The sequence below is a fragment of the Streptomyces niveus genome, from assembly GCF_001723055.1.
Lineage (GTDB): Bacteria > Actinomycetota > Actinomycetes > Streptomycetales > Streptomycetaceae > Streptomyces > Streptomyces niveus.
The window spans coordinates 183-16,239 of record NZ_MDCR01000063.1 but is presented as its reverse complement, the minus strand read 5'-3'; the positions used below and the strand labels follow the sequence as shown (position 1 = coordinate 16,239).

Genomic DNA, 16,057 nt, shown 5'->3' with positions numbered 1-16,057 from the left:
ACCAACGCGACATCGGCCGCTCCGCGGCGGGCGTGAGCCCCGCCCTGCGGGCGGACGACGCCACTTCGCGGACACGGCCTAGCCCCGGCCGATGAACGGCATCGTCGTCGCCAGCACCGTCGCGAACTGGATGTTCGCCTCCAGCGGCAGCTCCGCCATGTGCAGCACCGTCGTCGCCACGTCCGCCGCGTCCATCACCGGCTCCACCGCCAGCTCGCCGTTGGCCTGCGGCACCCCGCGTGTCATGCGCTGCGTCATGTCCGTCGCCGCGTTGCCGATGTCGATCTGACCGCACGCGATGCGGTACGGACGGCCGTCCAGGGACAGCGACTTGGTGAGTCCGGTCAGCGCGTGCTTCGTCGCCGTGTACGCGACCGAGTCCGGGCGGGGCGCGTGCGCGGAGATCGAGCCGTTGTTGATGATCCGGCCGCCCTGCGGGTCCTGGTCCTTCATCAGCCGGTACGCCGCCTGCGCGCACAGGAACGAGCCCGTCAGGTTGGTGTCCACCACCTTGCGCCACGCCGAGTAGGGCAGTTCCTCCAGCGGTACGCCGCCGGGGCCGAACGTGCCCGCGTTGTTGAAGAGGAAGTCGATGCGGCCGTACCGCTCCCGTACCGTCTCGAACAGCGCGTCCACGTCCTCCGGCCGCGCCACGTCCGTCGGCACGCACCGCAGGTCCGCCCCGGAGTCCGCCGCCAGGGCCGCCGTCTCCGCCAGGCGCTCCGCCTTCCGTCCGGCGAGCACCACCGACCAGCCCGCCCCGGCCAGGGCGAGTGTGACGCCCCGTCCGATGCCCGAACCCGCTCCTGTCACCACAGCGATCTTCCGCACAGCAGTCATGGGCCCGCAGCGTACGGCAGGAGGACCGGCGCGAGTACGGACCCGGCGCACGGGGAACTCATCGGCCCGACATCCCGATGTTGTGTACCCGACAACGATCGGTCGTCGGGTCCGGCTGCACTTCCTATGACATCTGTCGTCAGGGGAGGGGCACCAACATGACACCCGTGCAGACGAGTTCATCCGCCACCACGCACTCGCCCGAACTCAGAGCCGCCGCCGCACACCTCGGCCGTCGCCGGTTCCTCACCGTCACCGGCGCCGCCGCCGCGCTCGCCTTCGCCGTCAACCTGCCCACGGCGGGCACCGCGAGCGCCGCCGAGCTGGACGGCGCGAAGATCAAGAGCGACCCCTTCACGCTCGGCGTCGGGTCCGGCGACCCGCACCCCGCGTCCGTACTGCTGTGGACCCGCCTCGCCCCGAGCCCTTACGAGAGCGACAGCGGTCTGCCCCGCGCCAGGGTCTCCGTACGCTGGGAGATCTCCCACGACGAGCGGTTCACCCGGATCGTCAGACGCGGAACCACCACCGCACACCCGGAGTTCGACCACAGCGTCCACGTCGAGGTCACCGGCCTGGACGCGGACCGCTTCTACTTCTACCGCTTCCGCGCCGGCACCTGGATCAGCCCCGTCGGCCGCACCCGCACCGCCCCGGCGCGCTCCGCGAACACCGGGGAGCTCAAGCTGGCCGCCGTCTCCTGCCAGGCGTACCACGACGGCTACTTCACCGCCTACAAGCACCTGGCCGCCGAAGACCTCGACGTGGTCATCCACCTCGGCGACTACCTCTACGAGTACGCGGTGACGGCGGTCGGCGGCGCCCGCAACTACACCGACCGGCGGCTGCCCGCCCACTACAACCGCGAGACGATCACGCTGGAGGACTACCGGCTGCGCTACGGCCTCTACAAGTCCGACCCGGACCTGATGGCCGCGCACGCCGCGCACCCCTTCATCGTCACGTGGGACGACCACGAGACCGAGAACAACTACGCCGGTGAGACGCCCGAGAACGACGTGCCGCCGGAGGAGTTCCTGCTGCGCAGGGCCGCCGCGTACCGCGCGTACTGGGAGAACCAGCCGCTGCGCACCCCGCAGCGGCCCGACGGCGCCGACATGCGGCTCTACCGCAGGCTGCACTTCGGGCGCCTCGCGCAGTTCGACATCCTCGACACCCGGCAGTACCGCTCCGACCAGGCGTACGGCGACGGCTGGCAGGTCCCCGGCCCGGAGTCCGAGGACCCGGCGCGCACCATGACCGGCGCCACGCAGGAGCGCTGGCTGCTGGACGGCTGGCAGCAGTCCCGCGCCACCTGGAACCTGCTGCCGCAGCAGGTCACCTTCGCCCAGCGCCGCGACGTGCCCCGGCCCGACTTCAAGCTGTCGATGGACGGCTGGGACGGCTACCCGGCCTCCCGCAAGCGGATCCTGGACGGCGCGGACGCGGCCGGCCTGGAGAACCTGATGGTGCTGACCGGTGACGTGCACGTCGGCTACGGCTTCGACCTGAAGGCCGACTTCGACGACCCCGCGTCCCGCACCGTCGGCACGGAGATCGTCGCCACCTCCATCGCCAGCGGGAAGGACGGCGCGGACAAGCCGTCCAACTGGACCAACCTCACCACCGCCAACCCGCACCTGAAGTTCTACAACGGGCGGCGCGGCTATGTGACCGTCACGCTCGGCACGCGGCAGGCGCGCGCCGACTTCAAGACGGTCTCCGCCGTCACGACGCCCGGCGCGCCCCTCTCGACGGCCGGGTCCTTCGTGACCGAGGCGGGCGACCCGGGCCTCAAGCCCGCCTAGAGAGCCGTCAGTTGTCCACCGGGTAGCGGACGCCGACGCGCTCACGTACCGCGTCGAGCGTCCGCATCACCGCCAGGCTGCCCGCCAGCGGCACCAGCGGCGACTCCTTCTCCCCGGCCCGCAGACACCGCGACACCTCGGCCGCCTCGTGCTGCATGCCCGTCAACGGGCTCTCCACCGTGTGCCGTTCGGGATCCCGCCCCTCCCGGTGCAGCACGAAGGCGTCCGGGTGGAAGAAGCCGCTCGGCAGCTCGATCCGGCCCGCCGTACCGGTCACCGTCGCAGTCGACGCCGTCCGCGCGGTCACCGAGCAGCTGAGCAGCGCCGTCGCCCCGGAGTCCCAGCCCAGCAGCATCCCCGTGTTGAGATCGACCCCCTCGGGCGACAGCAGCGCGTCCGCCTGTACGCGGTCGGGCTCGCCCAGGATCAGCTGCGCGAACGACACCGGGTAGACCCCGAGGTCCAGCAGCGCCCCGCCGCCGAGCGCCGGATCACGCAGCCGGTGCTCCGGAGCGAACGGACCCTGGAGCCCGAAGTCGGCCTGCACCGTCCGGACTTCGCCGATCGCGCCGTCCGCGATCAGCTCGGTCATGCGGCGGACGACCGGACTGCAGTACATCCACATGGCCTCCATCAGGAACAGACCCCGCTCGCCCGCGAGCGCCACCAGCTCACCGGCCTCGCGCGCGTTGAGCGTGAACGCCTTCTCGCACAGCACCGGCTTTCCGGCTTCGAGGGCGAGCCCCGCCGCCGCGCGGTGCGCGGAGTGCGGCGTCGCGACGTACACGATGTCCACGTCCGGATCGGCGACGAGCCCCGCCCAGTCGCCGTACGCCCGGGGGATGCCGAACCGGTCGGCGAACGCCTTCGCCGAGGGCTCGCTCCGCGAGGCCACGGCGACGACCTCGGCGCCCGCCATCGCCTGTACGTCCCCGGTGAACGTCGCCGCGATACCGCCCGTGGCCAGTACGCCCCACCGTGTCGTGCCGTCGCCGTCATGCACAGCCGTCATGTATGCCCCTTACACAAAAAACGTCACGACCAGTCCGCCTGAGCTGAGAGCATAGGGAGGGTTTCAACTACATGGAGATGCGAATGCCGGACGCCGGCCAGACCACACGAGCACGTAAAGGACATATACCCACCCCATCCACCGTGACGGAGACCGACACCGGCGTCGGCATCCCCGCCGCGCGACGCGCGGGCATCGTCGTCACCCTCGTCCTCGGCGGGCTCACCGCCCTGCCCCCGCTGTCGATGGACATGTACCTCCCGGCGCTGCCCGCCGTGACCCGCGCCCTCGGCTCCTCGGCCGCCACCGCGCAACTCACCCTCACCGCCTGTCTGATGGGCATGGCGCTCGGCCAGCTCGTCGTCGGACCGATGAGCGACAAGTGGGGACGGCGCAAGCCCCTGCTGCTGGGCATGGTCGTGTACGTCTTCGCCACCGCGATCTGCGCACTCGCCCCCAGCGTCGAACTGCTCATCGGCTTCCGACTCCTCCAGGGACTGGCCGGGGCGGCGGGCATCGTGATCGCCCGCGCCGTGGTGCGTGATCTGTACGACGGCGTCGAGATGGCCCGCTTCTTCTCCACCCTGATGCTGATCTCCGGTGTCGCACCGGTCATCGCCCCGGTGATCGGCGGCCAGGTGCTCCAATTCACCGACTGGCGCGGCATCTTCGTCGTCCTGACGGGTGTCGGCATCGCGCTGACGCTCGTCGTCGTGAAGTGGCTGCACGAGACACTGCCCAGTGAGAAGCGCCACAGCGGCGGTGTCGGCGAGGCGCTCGGCACGATGCGCGGGCTGCTCGCCGACCGCGTCTTCACCGGCTACACCCTGGCGGGCGGGCTCGCCTTCGCGGCCCTGTTCGCGTACATCGCGGCCTCGCCGTTCGTCGTGCAGGAGATCTACGGCGCCTCGCCGCAGATGTACAGCCTGCTGTTCGGCATCAACTCCATCGGCCTGATCACCGTCGGACAGATCAACGGCCGGCTGCTGGTCGGCCGGGTCAGCATGGACAAGGTGCTCGCCTTCGGCCTCGTCGTCATCACGCTCGCCGGTCTGGCCCTGCTGCTGATGACGAGCGGAGTGTTCGGGGAGCCGGGCCTCTTCGGGGTCGCGGCCGGGCTGTTCGTCCTGATGTCGGCGATGGGGCTCGCGATGCCCAACACCAACGCGCAGGCCCTGATGCGGACCCCGCACGCCGCCGGATCGGCCTCGGCCCTCATCGGTACGGCGTCGTTCCTGATCGGCGCCGTCGCGTCGCCGCTCGTGGGGATCGCCGGCGAGGCCACGGCGGTGCCGATGGCCGTCGTGCAGGTGGTGTGCGGAGTCGGGGCGCTGGTCAGCTTCCTGGCGCTGTGCCGCCCCTGGCAGGCGCAGCACCGGGCGGCGCAGCCGGCCGGGACGTGAACACGCGGTCCGTCCTCCCGAGTCCTTCCCGGGTCCGGGAGGACGGTCCGTCCGCTCAGTCCTCGACGCGCTGCACGTAGGCGATGAGGCGCTGCCGGTCGGCGCGGTCCGTCCAGCGGAACAGGCCCACCCCGTTCGCGTCCCCGCTCGGCAGCCGCACGTTCAGCGCCAGCGGTTCGGGCTCCCCGGTGGCCAGATTCACCTGTACGGGATCGCCGCCGCCGGCCAGGGCGTCCGTCACGGTACGGGCGCTCGTCGCCCCGTACGCCATCCCCGTGTCCGCCACCGACGTCAGCGTCAGCGGCCTGGTGCCGTCCGCCTCCTCGAAGCAGAACCCGGTCTTCTCGTCCAGGTCGAAGGCGAGCCTGCCGGCGATCAGGAAGCGGCCGTCGGGGGAGGAGACCAGCTGCGGCTGGGCGGCGGGGTTGATCGCGGGCTTACGGCACCGGACCTGCGCCACCTCCTTGCCGGTGTCCAGGGAGTGCACCACCCACAGGTCGTGCGTGGCGGCGTCCTTCGCGCCCTTCTTCTTCTGCCACTTGGCCAGAACATGCCCCGCCGACACGGACGCCGGCACCCCGGACTTGGGCTCGGTGCCCTTCGGCGCGACCTTCCGGCTGAACCAGCCGCCCCGTACCCAGAACTCCTTCGCCCCGCTCACCAGCAGCCCGTTCGCGGTCACCCCGCGCACCTCGGTCAGCTTCCGGCAGTTCGGGCAGTCCTTCGGATAGCCGAGCGAGCCGGGCGCCGTCCTGGACACCTCGCCGGTCGCCGGGTCGACCACCGCGCTGACGGCCTTGCCGTCGCTGATCAGGATGCCGGGGCCGGTGCTGCTGACGGTCGGCGCGTCCGCCCAGGGCACCTCGACCCGGCGCTGTTCGCCGGTGGCCGCGTCGTACACGTCGAGGGAGACGAGGGAGTCGGCAGACGCCAGCGCGTACTCGCCGAGCCGCCCGAACGACCAGGTCACGAAGTACTGCCGGTCGCCCTTGGTCACCGAGAGCAGCCGGGGGTAGCGGTCCACCGGCGCCAGGGGCCGCCACGCACGGCCCCACCAACCGGCCTTGCCGGTCTCGGCGTTCATGGTGCGCAGCTGGTACCGGCTGTCGTCGACCCGGGCCAGATACGCGACGAGACCCGTGGCGGAGGCGACCGCGTACTGCGGCGACACGTCCTGGATCTCCCAGCCGCGCCGGGTGTCGTAGCCCGCGGGGACGTTCAGCTGCGTCTCGGGACCGGTGCTGACCACCGGTTTCCGGGGCTTCGCGTCATCCTTCCCGGCCCCGCCGCAACTGGCGAGCACGAGCAGCATCACCAGGATGAACACCCCGGCGACGAGGGTGACGCGCACGATCTTCTGCCGCTTGGTCATCAAGGACATCGGCGTCAGACCGCGGGCACGGTAGAACGACAACTTGGTCTCCCCGTGAGCACGGTGTGGCGATGGGGCGGCAACGGCCGTCAGCGTAGCAACAGAGCCCGCGCCCGCCGCAGTCCGTTCAGCCCCGATTCCGTGCCCGGCAGCTGCCCGCGGCGCGCGGCACCGGCGGATTCCGGCCACACTCCGGGCGCCTACAATTTCGGCGGTGAACGCCTCCCTCCCCACCACCGAAGCCCTGCGCGCCGCGCTGGCCGGACTGCTCGACGGACTGCCGCCGAGCCAGGCCGCCCAGGCCGTCGAACGGCTGATCTCCAACTACCGGGGAACCACACCGACCGGTACACCGCTGCTGCGTGACCGCTCCGACGTCGCCGCCTACGCCGCGTACCGGATGCCGGCCACCTTCGAGGCCGTACGGTCCGCGCTCGACGCGCTCGCCGATGCCGCGCCGGGGTGGGCACCGGGCAGCCATGTGGACGTCGGCGGGGGGACCGGGGCGGCGGTCTGGGCGGCCGAGGCGATCTGGACGGGAGACGACGACGGGCGGGGACGCGCCACGAGCGTGCTGGACTGGGCCGAGCCCGCCCTCGCCCTCGGCCGCGAGCTGGCCGCCGGGTCGGGGCTGCCCGCGCTGCGGGACGCCGAGTGGCGCCGCACCAGGATCGGTACGGGGCTGAAGCTGCCCGAGTGCGACCTGGTCACCGTCTCGTACGTCCTGAACGAACTCAGCCCCGCGGACCGCGCCGCCCTCGTCGCCGAGGCGGGGCGCGCCGGACAGGCCGTCGTGATCGTCGAGCCGGGCACGCCCGACGGCTACGAGCGCGTCATCGCCGCCCGTGACCTGCTGATCGGGGCGGGCCTGCGGGTGGCCGCACCGTGCCCGCACAGCGACGCCTGCCCCATCGAACCCGGCACGGACTGGTGCCACTTCGCCGCCCGCGTCAGCCGGTCGTCGCTGCACCGGCAGGTGAAGGGGGGCTCGCTGGCGTACGAGGACGAGAAGTTCAGCTACGTGGCGGCCGTCCGCTTCGACGCGGAGCCGGTACGGGCGCGGGTGACCCGCAAGCCGCAGACCCGCAAGGGGCAGATGCTGCTCGACCTCTGTACGGAGACGGACGGGCTGCGGCGCGAGACGGTGAGCAAGCGGCACGGGCCGCTGTACCGGGCCGCGCGCGACGCGTCGTGGGGCGACGCCTGGCCGCCCCACGACACGTCCGGATCAGGCTGAGGCCGGGGCCTCGGCCGGGGCCGGAGCGGGAATCGAGGCCGGTGCCGGGGCCGAGGCCGCGAGCAGCAACTCCCGCCGTACGTCGAGCTCCTGCTCCTGCCGCAGCTCCTGCGTGCAGCACTTCACGCTGCCGCCGCCCTTGAGCAGCTCGCCCAGATCCACCGCGATCGGCTCGTAGCCCCGGTCCCTGAGCGGGGCGAAGAGACCGGCCGCCGCCTGCGGCAGCAGCACATGGCGGCCGTCGCTCACGGCGTTGAGCCCGAGCGCCGCCGCGTCCGGCTCCCCGGCGATGAGCGCGTCGGGGAAGAGCCGGGCGAGAACGGCCCGGCTGCCGGGCGAGAACGCGCCGGGGTAGTACATGACCTCGTCGGCCGCGTCGTCCAGGACACAGAGCGCCGTGTCGAGGTGGTAGTAGCGCGGATCGACCAGATCGAGTCCGATCACCGGCCGGCCGAAGAACTCCTGCGCCTCGTCGTGCGAGAGCGGACTGGACCGGAAGCCCCGCCCCGCCAGGATGTACGAGCCGGTGACGGCGAAGTCGCCCTCGCCCTCGTTGATGTGCGCCGGCTCATGGATGTCGGTGAAGCCGCGCGCGCGGAACCAGGCCAGATGCGCCTCGGCCTCCCGCGTACGCTCCGGGTGCGCGAAGCGCGCGCCGAGCACACGGCCGTCGATGACGGTGGCGCCGTTGGCCGCGTACACCATGTCGGGCAGGTCGGGGTGGGGTTCGAGCAGCGAGACGGTGTGGCCGAGAGCGCGGTAGCGGTCGCGGAGCACCTCCCACTGCGCGAGGGCCAGCGGCAGATCCACGGGTTTCGACGGATCCATCCACGGGTTGATCGAGTACGTCACTCTGAAATGCGCCGGTGGGCACATCAGATAGCGGCGGGGCGAAGCGTCACGAGGCAACGAGGGCTCCTCACGAACGAACGGGTCGCACGGGGTGTGTGCGTCGACCCATGGTCGGTCCTCGGGGGCCGTTCGCGCAGTGATCCGATCGGGTGGTTCATGAAACGGCATCGGATGGACATCATCGCGTCATCGACGCCGGGACATGGTTCGGAACCGGGTCTGGGCGAGACGATGCGTCTCGCCTCGCTGGTACTCTGTCGGCATGGCTGAAAGCAAGGCACCGGACTCCACCCGCCGCAGCGAGAAGTCACGCCGCGCCATCTACGCCGCCGCCCTGTCCCTGGTCGGCGAGAACGGCTACGCGAAGACGACGATCGAGGGCATCGCGGCCCGCGCGGGCGTCGGAAAGCAGACGATCTACCGTTGGTGGCCCTCGAAGGCCGCCGTACTCCTCGAAGCCTTCCTCGACCTGGGCGAACAGGCCGCCGAGGCGGCCGGCGGCGACGACGGCGTATACGAGATCCCGGACACCGGCGATCTCGCGGCGGACCTCAAGCTGGTGCTGCGCGCCACCGTCGACGAGCTGAACGACCCGACGTTCGAGGCGCCGACCCGCGCGCTCGCCGCCGAGGGCATCGTGGACGCGAAGATCGGCGCCGAGTACGCGGAGAAGCTGCTGGAGCCGCAGGCCGCGCTCTACGTACGGAGGCTGCGGGCCGCGCAGGAGGCCGGGGCCGTACGCGACGACATCGACCCGCGTACCGCTATGGAGCTGCTCACTGGCCCGATCGTGCACCGCTGGCTGCTGCGGACGCTGCCGCTCACGCACGCGTACGCGGACTCGCTGGTCGACTACGCGCTGAACGGCCTGGCGCCCCGGCCGCCGCGGCACTGAGTGCCGTACCGGGAACCCGCCCGGATCCGGAACCGGCGCGGCCCCGGTCCCGGCCGCTGAATGTGGCGAACACCACCGGCGCCCATCGCCCGCATCAGTGGTCTTTTTCGCGATATAGCCCGTGATGACGCCCGGTGATCGGCATCCGCCTCCCCACCCCGGTTGAGGAGTGCGGCCCCCCGAGGCGCAGGATGGTGCGAACATGGAAGAGTCCGAGAGGACCGATGCATGAGGTGAGGGGATAGATGGGCGACGATTTCGGCCGCTACCGCGGCACTGAGGGCAGGGTTTCCCAGTGGCTGCGCCGACTCGCCAGAAAGTCCGACGACGGCCGGGAAGCCGCGCCGGACGCCGACGCCCGACTGGCACTGCTCCTCGCGGTGGCCGCCGCCGGTATGCCCATCTCGCCCGCCGCGCATCCCATCGGCTACCGATGTTCGTGCGAACGCATCGGCTGTCCCACCCCCGCCCGGCATCCCGTCTCCTTCGCCTGGCAGACGCAGTCCACCACCGACGAGGCCCAGATCGAGCGCTGGGCCAGGAACCAGCCCGAGGCCAACTTCATCACGGCGACCGGACTGGTCCACGACGTCCTCGACGTCCCGCTGGAGGCCGGCGCCGGAGCACTGGAGCGACTGCTCGCCGCAGGCATCGACGTCGGCCCGGTGGCCGACTCCGGCGGCGACCGGATGCTCTTCTTCACCGCCACCCGCGGCACGCCCGAGGACGAGGACGAGTGGTGGCCCTGTGAACTGGACTGCCACCCCGAGACGATGGACGAGCACCCGGGCTTCCGCTGGCACTGCCGGGGCAGTTACGTCCTCGTACCGCCGGCCAGACTGCCCGGTGACCTGTCGATGACCTGGCTGCGCGGCCCCGAGCATCCGCTGCCCGACCCGCTGACGCTGCTGGAGTCGCTGACCGACGCGTGCGCGCGGTACGCGGGCGAGAACCGCGACCTGGATCCGCACCCGGTGGCCTGGCCGCTCGGCCGCTGACCGTACGGCGTCGCGCGGCGTACGGCGCCCCCGGGCGTCAAGTCCCCTGTCTGCGGGGGGTGTTCAGGAGCCTTCGGCCCCGATCACCCCTTGCAGTCTGCTCAGCACCTTGATCTGGTCCGCGTCGGCCCCGTCCGGCGCCAGCAGCGCCGCCTGGCTCGACACCCACTCCTTGGTGAGGGTGTTCTCCACCCGACCGGTCAACAGCGCCTTGACGTCGGCGCTCACCTTCGGCGTGTAGCCCGCGGCGGCCGTCTGCCGTTCGAAGTACTTGATCGCGAAGAAGACGAACGCGCCGCCGTCCTTCGTGGCGAGCGCGAGCGGCGCGAACTCCCCGTCGTCCAGGCGCTGATCGCTGTACTGGATGGTGAGACCGGGCAGTTTGGCGTTCTTCTCGCGGCTGCCCCGCCACTGGTCGGTGTGCGGTCCGCGCGCGAAGTGTTCCGGCTTCCCGTCCTTCAGGTACGAGACGTACTCGCCGCCCACCTCGCCGGGAGCCACCGCCGGTGACCCGCTGTCCGCCGGGGCCGGTACGACGTAACCGTCCTTGTCCGTCTTGAACTCGGGGATCTCGTCCGGCGAGAGGATCGCGAGATAGGCGACCTCCCACAACTGGTCGGCGCCGCCCCGTACGAAGACCAGGACCCAGCGGTTGTCGCCCGGGCCGTCGTCCTTGTCGCGGTTGCTGTCGGTGTCGGCGACGAACCAGCGCGGCCAGCCGGCCTTCTTGGGGATCAGGTACTTCGCGTCGGTCAACTCCAGCGGCTGGTGCTGGGCGTTGCCCTCCGGGTTCGTGACGCTCCTGGCCTTGAGACCGGCCTGGTTGATCGCGCCCAGCGCGCCGGTGACGCGGCCGGCGTCCAACTCCGGGTCGTACGCCTTGTCCGCCCTGTTGTACGCCTCGGTGAAATCCGCGAGTGCCTGGGCCGCCTCGGACTTCTTCGCGCCCGGCAGTACCGCCAGTTCACCGTGGACCGTCATACACCCACTCACGACCAGCGACATCACCGTCGCGGTCGCCAGCCCCGCCGCTGCCCGAATCGGCCTTCTCATCGGTCGCCTTCTGCTCCGTGTCCCCCGCTGACCGTCCGAACCCTACCGGTCCGCATCGGGATCACGAGCGGGGTCCCGGTGCGCGGGTGCGGGAAGACCTCGACGGGCTGCCGGTAGACCCGGCTGAGCAGTTCGCCGCCGAACACCTCGGCGGGCGGGCCGTCCGCCACGACCCGTCCCTCGTGCAGGACGGCGGCCCGGTCGGCGTGCGCGGCGGCGAGCCCGAGATCGTGCAGCACGACGACGACGGCGTCACCGGCCGTGGCGCGCGCCCGGCAGACACGCAGCACCAACTCCTGGTGGCGCAGGTCGAGTGCGGCGGTCGGCTCGTCGAGGAGGAGCAGCGGGGCGCGCTGGGCGAGGACCCGGGCGAGCGCGACGCGGGCGCGTTCGCCGCCGGACAGGGCGGAGAAGGGGCGGCGGGCGAACTCGGTGACCTCGGTCGCCGCCATCGCGTCGGCCACGGCCGCGTCGTCCTCGTCCGCCGCCGCCGTACCCGCCCAGGGGGCGCGGCCCATCCGGACGACCTCCTCGACCGGGAACGGGAAGGAGAGCGTGGCGGCCTGCGGCAACACGGCCCGGCGCAGGGCGAGTTCGGGCGCCGACCAGTCGTGGGCGGGGCGGTCGCCGATCTGTACGCGGCCGCTGGTGCCGGTGGTGTCCAGATCGGCGGCGAGCGCGGCGAGCAGCGTCGACTTGCCCGCCCCGTTGGGCCCGACGAGCACCAGGACCTCACCGGCGCGTACGACGAGGTCCACCCCGCCGCCGGGGCCGCCGGCCGGGCCACCGAGGACGTCGCGCCGCCCGAGCCGTACGCGCAGATCCCGCGCCTCGGCGACGACGTCCCCGGGGGCGACAGGCACGGGCAACTCCCGCCCCCGTACGGCGAACAGCCCCCGCAGCGCCCGGCCACGCGTGATGGTGCTCATGCCCAACCTCCTTGCCTGCGCCGCGTCCTGCGCAACAGCCAACTGTGCCTGCCCGGGGGACAACCCCCGGACCCCCGGCCGGGGGTGTCGCCCCTCATGCCCAACCCCCCTGCCTGCGCCGCGTCCTGCGCAACAGCCAGAAGAAGAAGGGACTGCCGAACAGTGCCGTCAGGACGCCCAGTGGCAACTCGGCCGGGGCCGCGACCGTGCGGGCCGCGAGGTCGCCCGCGACCAGCACCAGCGCGCCGCCGAGCGCGCTGCCCGGCACCAGGAAGCGGTGGCCGGGGCCGTTCGCCATCCGCAGCAGGTGCGGGACCAGCAGCCCGACGAAGGTGATGATTCCCGCCACCGCGACGGCGGCGGCCGTCAGCAGCGCGACGACCAGGACGAGGACGACCCGGAGCCGTTCGACGTCCACCCCCAGATGCCTGGCGGGCCGTTCGCCCAGCGCGAGGAGGTCCAACTTCCTTGCGTAGAAGGGCGCGACGGCCAGACCGAGGAGCGCGCACGGCAGGACGGCGAGCACCTTCGGCCAGGTCGCCTGGGCGAGCGAGCCGAGCTGCCAGAAGGTGATCTGGCTGATCTGCGCGTTGTCGGCGAAGAAGATGGACAGCCCGATGAGCGCGCCCGCGAAGGCGTTCACCGCGATGCCGGTGAGGATGAGCGTGACCACCTCCGTACGGCCGCCGGAGCGGGACATCGCGTACACCAGCAGCACGGTCAGCAGCCCGGAGACGAACGCGCAGACGGTGACGGTCCAGTTGCCGAGGAAGCTCAGGCCGAGCGCGATCGACGCGACGGCGCCGACCGCCGCGCCCGCCGAGATGCCGATGACCCCGGGCTCGGCGAGCGGATTGCCGAACACGCCCTGCATCAGGGCGCCCGCGCAGCCCAGCGAGGCGCCGACGAGCAACGCGAGGACGACGCGTGGCAGCCGGACGTTCCACAGCACGCTCTCGGGGACGCGGTCGAGCGCGGCGCCGCCGATCCCCAACCGGTGCTGGAGGGAGGAGAGGACGTCGCCGAGCGGGATGTCGTACGCGCCGAGCCCTGCGGACAGCAGGGCGAGCAGGAGCAGTGCGCCGAGCAGCGCGGCGGTCAACAGCCAGGTGGCGCCGCGTGGTTGAGATTCCCGCACGGGGGCGGTCGTTGTGGCTGTCATCTCACGCGCCGTCCGGGTAGAGCTGTTCGACGAGCGAGGCGAGCACCTGGTCCGTACGGGGCCCGTAGTTGAGCAGCACCCCGTCGTCCACGGAGACGAACCGGCGGTCGAGACCGGCGGGTGTCTCGGCGACGCCGGGGATCTTCACCAGCCCCTCGGCGCCGCCCACCGAGTCGAGTCCCTTGGTCATCAGGAGAATCGCGTCGGGCGCCGCCTTCGCCAGCGCCTCGCTGGTGATCGCGGTGAAGTCCTTGTCGAGCCCCGACTCCTTGCCCGCGTCGACCGCGCCGGCCGCCTCCAGCAGCGAACTCGCCCCGGAATCACGGCCGCCGAGCAGATAGACGGACGCGGAGCCACGCAGATAGAGGAAGGCGACACGCGGCTTCCCGCCGTCGCCGGCCGCGGGGATCCGCTTCTGTACGGCGGCGATCCGCTCGGCCGTACGCGTGCTCAGCTCCTTGCCCGCCGCGTCGACACCGAGCGCGTGGGCCACCGTCGTGATGCGGGTGCCGACATGGGCGAGGCTCTTCGCCGGTTCGACGACGAGGAGCGGGATGCCGGCGTCCCGTATCTGGTCGATGGCCTCCGCCGGTCCGGTGGTGGTCTCGGCGATGACGAGGGTCGGCCGCAGGGACAGGACGCTCTCGGCGGAGACGTCGTGCGCGCGGGTCACCACGGGGAGTTTCGCGGCCTGGTCGAAGGTCGCGGTGATGTCGCGGGCCACGACCCGCTTGCCGAGGCCGAGGGTGAAGACGATCTCGTTGAGCGATCCGGTCAGCGGGACGAGCCGGTCGGCGGAGGTGACGGTGACCTTCGTGCCGTCGGCGGAGTCCACGGTGACCGGCAGCACGGGCTCGGGGACGGTGGCCAGGGGCTCGACCCGGTCGGCGGCGGCCGTTGCCCCGCCCTTCTTCGTCTTCCCGCCGCCGTTGTCGCTGTCGCCGCCGCAGCCGGTGGCGAGCAGGGCGAGGGCGAGCACCGAGATGACCGCGCCCGCCAGGCGTTGAGTGCGCACGGAGTGCACCGTCCCGTCGTCGTGTGGAGCCTCGCCGGAGTCCCGTTGAGGCGCTCCCGGACGGAAGGGTTCCGAACCGGGCTGGAGATAGCTTAGGTTAGCCTTACCTTGCTTGCCAGGTCCGGGGTGTGTCTCTTCCGGGCTCTCTTCGGCGTGCCCGTGGCCGCCGACCTCACCCACGTGGGAGTGATCTCTGATGCTGTCGTCCAGACCGGTGCGAGCCCGCGCTCTCGCCGTCGCGCTGCTCGCCGCACTCCTCGGGGCCCTGCTCCCGACCGCCACGGCCCACGCCGCGAACCGCACCGTGCAGGGCGGCCGGCTCGACTGGGGGATCAAGTCCTCCTTCCAGAGCTATGTCACCGGCCCCGTCGCGGGCGGCAGTTGGAGCCTCAACGGGGGCGCGGCCACCGTGGGCGGCAGCCAGTTCCGGTTCCACTCGGCCTCGGGCACGTACGAGCCCGACAGCGGCGCGCTGCGCGCGGGATTCGGCGGCGGTGTCCGCTTCGTCGGCCACACCAAGTCCGACGGGTCGCACGAGCTGGACCTCACCATCAGCCGTCCCACGGTCCGTATCTCCGGCGGCGGGGGCACCCTGTACGCCGACATGACCAGCAAGGCCAAGGGGAGCGGCAAGGTCACCACCTCGTCCCAGGTGCCGCTCGCCACCCTCGATCTCGGCGGGATCGACATGAGGGGCGGCGGCAGCCCCGTCGCTCTCCACAACGTCCCGTCGACGCTCACCGCGCAGGGCGCCACCGCCTTCGCCGGGTACTACACGGCGGGCACACCGCTCGACCCGGTCAGCCTCTCCGTGGACGTGGCCGCCGCGCGGCAGTCGCCGGACAAGCCCGCGCCGAAGCCCGCCGACAAGGACAAGGACAAGGACAAGAGCGGGGAGAAGTCCGGCAAGGCCCAGGCCGAGGGCGCCCTGACGGACGCGGCCGTCGACTGGGGCGTACGCCGTACCTTCCGTGAGTACGTCACCGGCTCCATCGCCGAGGGCCGCTGGACGCTCGCCGACGGGGCGCAGGACGGCGGCGCGCTCTTCCGCTTCCCCGGCGGGAAGGGCACGTACGACGCGAAGAAGCAGACGCTCGACGCCGGCTTCGCGGGCAGCGTCCGCTTCACCGGAACCCAACTCGACCTGACACTGAGCGAGATCACCGTCCGGGTGACGGGCGGCAAGGGCACCCTGGCCGCCGACGTCGCGAGCAAGGGCCGGGCGCCGCGCGAGGCCGTCCCGCTGATCACCTTCGCCGCCGGGGACTTCGCACCGAGGAACGGCCTCGCCACGCTTACCGAGGCGCCCGCGACCCTCACCGAGGGCGGCGCCGAGACCTTCGGCTCGCTGTACAAGGCGGGCACCGCGATGGACCCCGTCTCGCTCAGTGTCAGGTCGAGTTGGGTTCCGGTGAAGCGGACGCTGCCCGCGAAGCCGGCGTCGAGCGTCTGCTTCTTCGCGTCGTACGTGCCCTTCCCGC

The 16,057-nt window shown here is 71.9% G+C and carries 14 protein-coding genes; 6 read left to right on the top strand and 8 right to left on the bottom strand.

The features are described from left to right. Window positions 1-78: 78 nt before the first annotated feature. The gene (locus BHU15_RS08905; protein ID WP_069626690.1) at window positions 79-840 is read right to left on the bottom strand and encodes an SDR family oxidoreductase; all 762 of its coding nucleotides are present in this window, start codon (window positions 838-840) and stop codon (window positions 79-81) included. Window positions 841-998: 158 nt separating this feature from the next. Here BHU15_RS08905 and BHU15_RS08900 point away from each other — a divergent pair, with 158 nt between their 5' ends. Then, window positions 999-2,648, top strand: coding sequence for an alkaline phosphatase D family protein (locus tag BHU15_RS08900; RefSeq protein ID WP_069626689.1), 1,650 nt, complete (start codon window positions 999-1,001; stop codon window positions 2,646-2,648). Window positions 2,649-2,655: 7 nt separating this feature from the next. Here the strand turns inward: BHU15_RS08900 and BHU15_RS08895 are convergent, their stop codons facing one another. After that, the gene (locus BHU15_RS08895; protein WP_069626688.1) at window positions 2,656-3,660 is read right to left on the bottom strand and encodes a Gfo/Idh/MocA family protein; all 1,005 of its coding nucleotides are present in this window, start codon (window positions 3,658-3,660) and stop codon (window positions 2,656-2,658) included. An 83-nt stretch (window positions 3,661-3,743) separates the two neighbouring features. Between BHU15_RS08895 and BHU15_RS08890 the strand changes: the two genes are divergently transcribed. After that, a complete protein-coding gene (locus BHU15_RS08890; RefSeq protein WP_069626687.1) occupies window positions 3,744-5,063 on the top strand; it encodes a multidrug effflux MFS transporter in 1,320 nt (439 codons plus the stop codon). Between the two features lie 55 nt (window positions 5,064-5,118). Here BHU15_RS08890 and BHU15_RS08885 read toward each other — a convergent pair whose 3' ends face one another. Next, window positions 5,119-6,435, bottom strand: a complete 1,317-nt coding sequence (locus tag BHU15_RS08885; RefSeq protein WP_069626705.1) for a hypothetical protein — start codon at window positions 6,433-6,435, stop codon at window positions 5,119-5,121. A 214-nt stretch (window positions 6,436-6,649) separates the two neighbouring features. Between BHU15_RS08885 and BHU15_RS08880 the strand changes: the two genes are divergently transcribed. Continuing rightward, on the top strand, window positions 6,650-7,672 hold the full coding sequence (locus tag BHU15_RS08880; RefSeq protein WP_069626686.1) for a small ribosomal subunit Rsm22 family protein: 1,023 nt from the start codon (window positions 6,650-6,652) through the stop codon (window positions 7,670-7,672). Here BHU15_RS08880 and ddaH read toward each other — a convergent pair. Next, on the bottom strand, window positions 7,664-8,548 hold the full coding sequence (gene ddaH / locus BHU15_RS08875; protein ID WP_079128012.1) for a dimethylargininase: 885 nt from the start codon (window positions 8,546-8,548) through the stop codon (window positions 7,664-7,666). The two genes, BHU15_RS08880 and ddaH, sit on opposite strands and share 9 nt — an antisense overlap. Before the next feature lie 238 nt (window positions 8,549-8,786). Here ddaH and BHU15_RS08870 point away from each other — a divergent pair, with 238 nt between their 5' ends. Next, window positions 8,787-9,419, top strand: a complete 633-nt coding sequence (locus tag BHU15_RS08870; RefSeq protein ID WP_069626685.1) for a TetR/AcrR family transcriptional regulator — start codon at window positions 8,787-8,789, stop codon at window positions 9,417-9,419. A gap of 245 nt (window positions 9,420-9,664) precedes the next feature. Further along, a complete protein-coding gene (locus BHU15_RS08865; RefSeq protein WP_069626684.1) occupies window positions 9,665-10,417 on the top strand; it encodes a bifunctional DNA primase/polymerase in 753 nt (250 codons plus the stop codon). A 63-nt stretch (window positions 10,418-10,480) separates the two neighbouring features. Here the strand turns inward: BHU15_RS08865 and BHU15_RS08860 are convergent, their stop codons facing one another. The 4 genes from BHU15_RS08860 to BHU15_RS08845 all read right to left on the bottom strand — a co-directional run bounded on the left by BHU15_RS08860 (window position 10,481) and on the right by BHU15_RS08845 (window position 14,576). Then, window positions 10,481-11,470 (bottom strand): SCO2278 family lipoprotein, encoded by a 990-nt coding sequence (locus tag BHU15_RS08860; protein ID WP_069626683.1) that lies wholly within the window; start codon window positions 11,468-11,470, stop codon window positions 10,481-10,483. After that, window positions 11,467-12,399 (bottom strand): heme ABC transporter ATP-binding protein, encoded by a 933-nt coding sequence (locus tag BHU15_RS08855; protein ID WP_069626682.1) that lies wholly within the window; start codon window positions 12,397-12,399, stop codon window positions 11,467-11,469. The genes BHU15_RS08860 and BHU15_RS08855 overlap by 4 nt, the downstream gene beginning before the upstream one ends. 94 nt (window positions 12,400-12,493) lie before the next feature. Then, complete coding sequence (locus tag BHU15_RS08850) at window positions 12,494-13,561, bottom strand: FecCD family ABC transporter permease (protein WP_069626681.1); 1,068 nt, start codon at window positions 13,559-13,561, stop codon at window positions 12,494-12,496. 1 nt (window position 13,562) lies between these two features. After that, entirely contained in the window at window positions 13,563-14,576 is a 1,014-nt protein-coding gene (locus BHU15_RS08845) for a heme/hemin ABC transporter substrate-binding protein (RefSeq protein WP_255293066.1), read from the bottom strand. Between the two features lie 196 nt (window positions 14,577-14,772). On the opposite strand from BHU15_RS08845, the gene BHU15_RS08840 reads away from it, so the two are divergent. Continuing rightward, the coding region (locus BHU15_RS08840) for an HtaA domain-containing protein (protein ID WP_079128017.1) at window positions 14,773-16,057 on the top strand (1,285 nt) is incomplete at its 3' end.

Coding starts and splice junctions, on each gene's coding strand:
- BHU15_RS08905 (WP_069626690.1), bottom strand. CDS start 840: ATGACTGCTGTGCGGAAGATCGCTGTGGTGACAGGAGCGGGTTCGGGC.
- BHU15_RS08885 (WP_069626705.1), bottom strand. CDS start 6,435: ATGACCAAGCGGCAGAAGATCGTGCGCGTCACCCTCGTCGCCGGGGTG.
- BHU15_RS08865 (WP_069626684.1), top strand. CDS start 9,665: ATGGGCGACGATTTCGGCCGCTACCGCGGCACTGAGGGCAGGGTTTCC.
- BHU15_RS08870 (WP_069626685.1), top strand. CDS start 8,787: ATGGCTGAAAGCAAGGCACCGGACTCCACCCGCCGCAGCGAGAAGTCA.
- BHU15_RS08855 (WP_069626682.1), bottom strand. CDS start 12,399: ATGAGCACCATCACGCGTGGCCGGGCGCTGCGGGGGCTGTTCGCCGTA.
- ddaH (WP_079128012.1), bottom strand. CDS start 8,548: ATGTGCCCACCGGCGCATTTCAGAGTGACGTACTCGATCAACCCGTGG.
- BHU15_RS08895 (WP_069626688.1), bottom strand. CDS start 3,660: ATGACGGCTGTGCATGACGGCGACGGCACGACACGGTGGGGCGTACTG.
- BHU15_RS08890 (WP_069626687.1), top strand. CDS start 3,744: ATGCCGGACGCCGGCCAGACCACACGAGCACGTAAAGGACATATACCC.
- BHU15_RS08860 (WP_069626683.1), bottom strand. CDS start 11,470: ATGAGAAGGCCGATTCGGGCAGCGGCGGGGCTGGCGACCGCGACGGTG.
- BHU15_RS08900 (WP_069626689.1), top strand. CDS start 999: ATGACACCCGTGCAGACGAGTTCATCCGCCACCACGCACTCGCCCGAA.
- BHU15_RS08850 (WP_069626681.1), bottom strand. CDS start 13,561: ATGACAGCCACAACGACCGCCCCCGTGCGGGAATCTCAACCACGCGGC.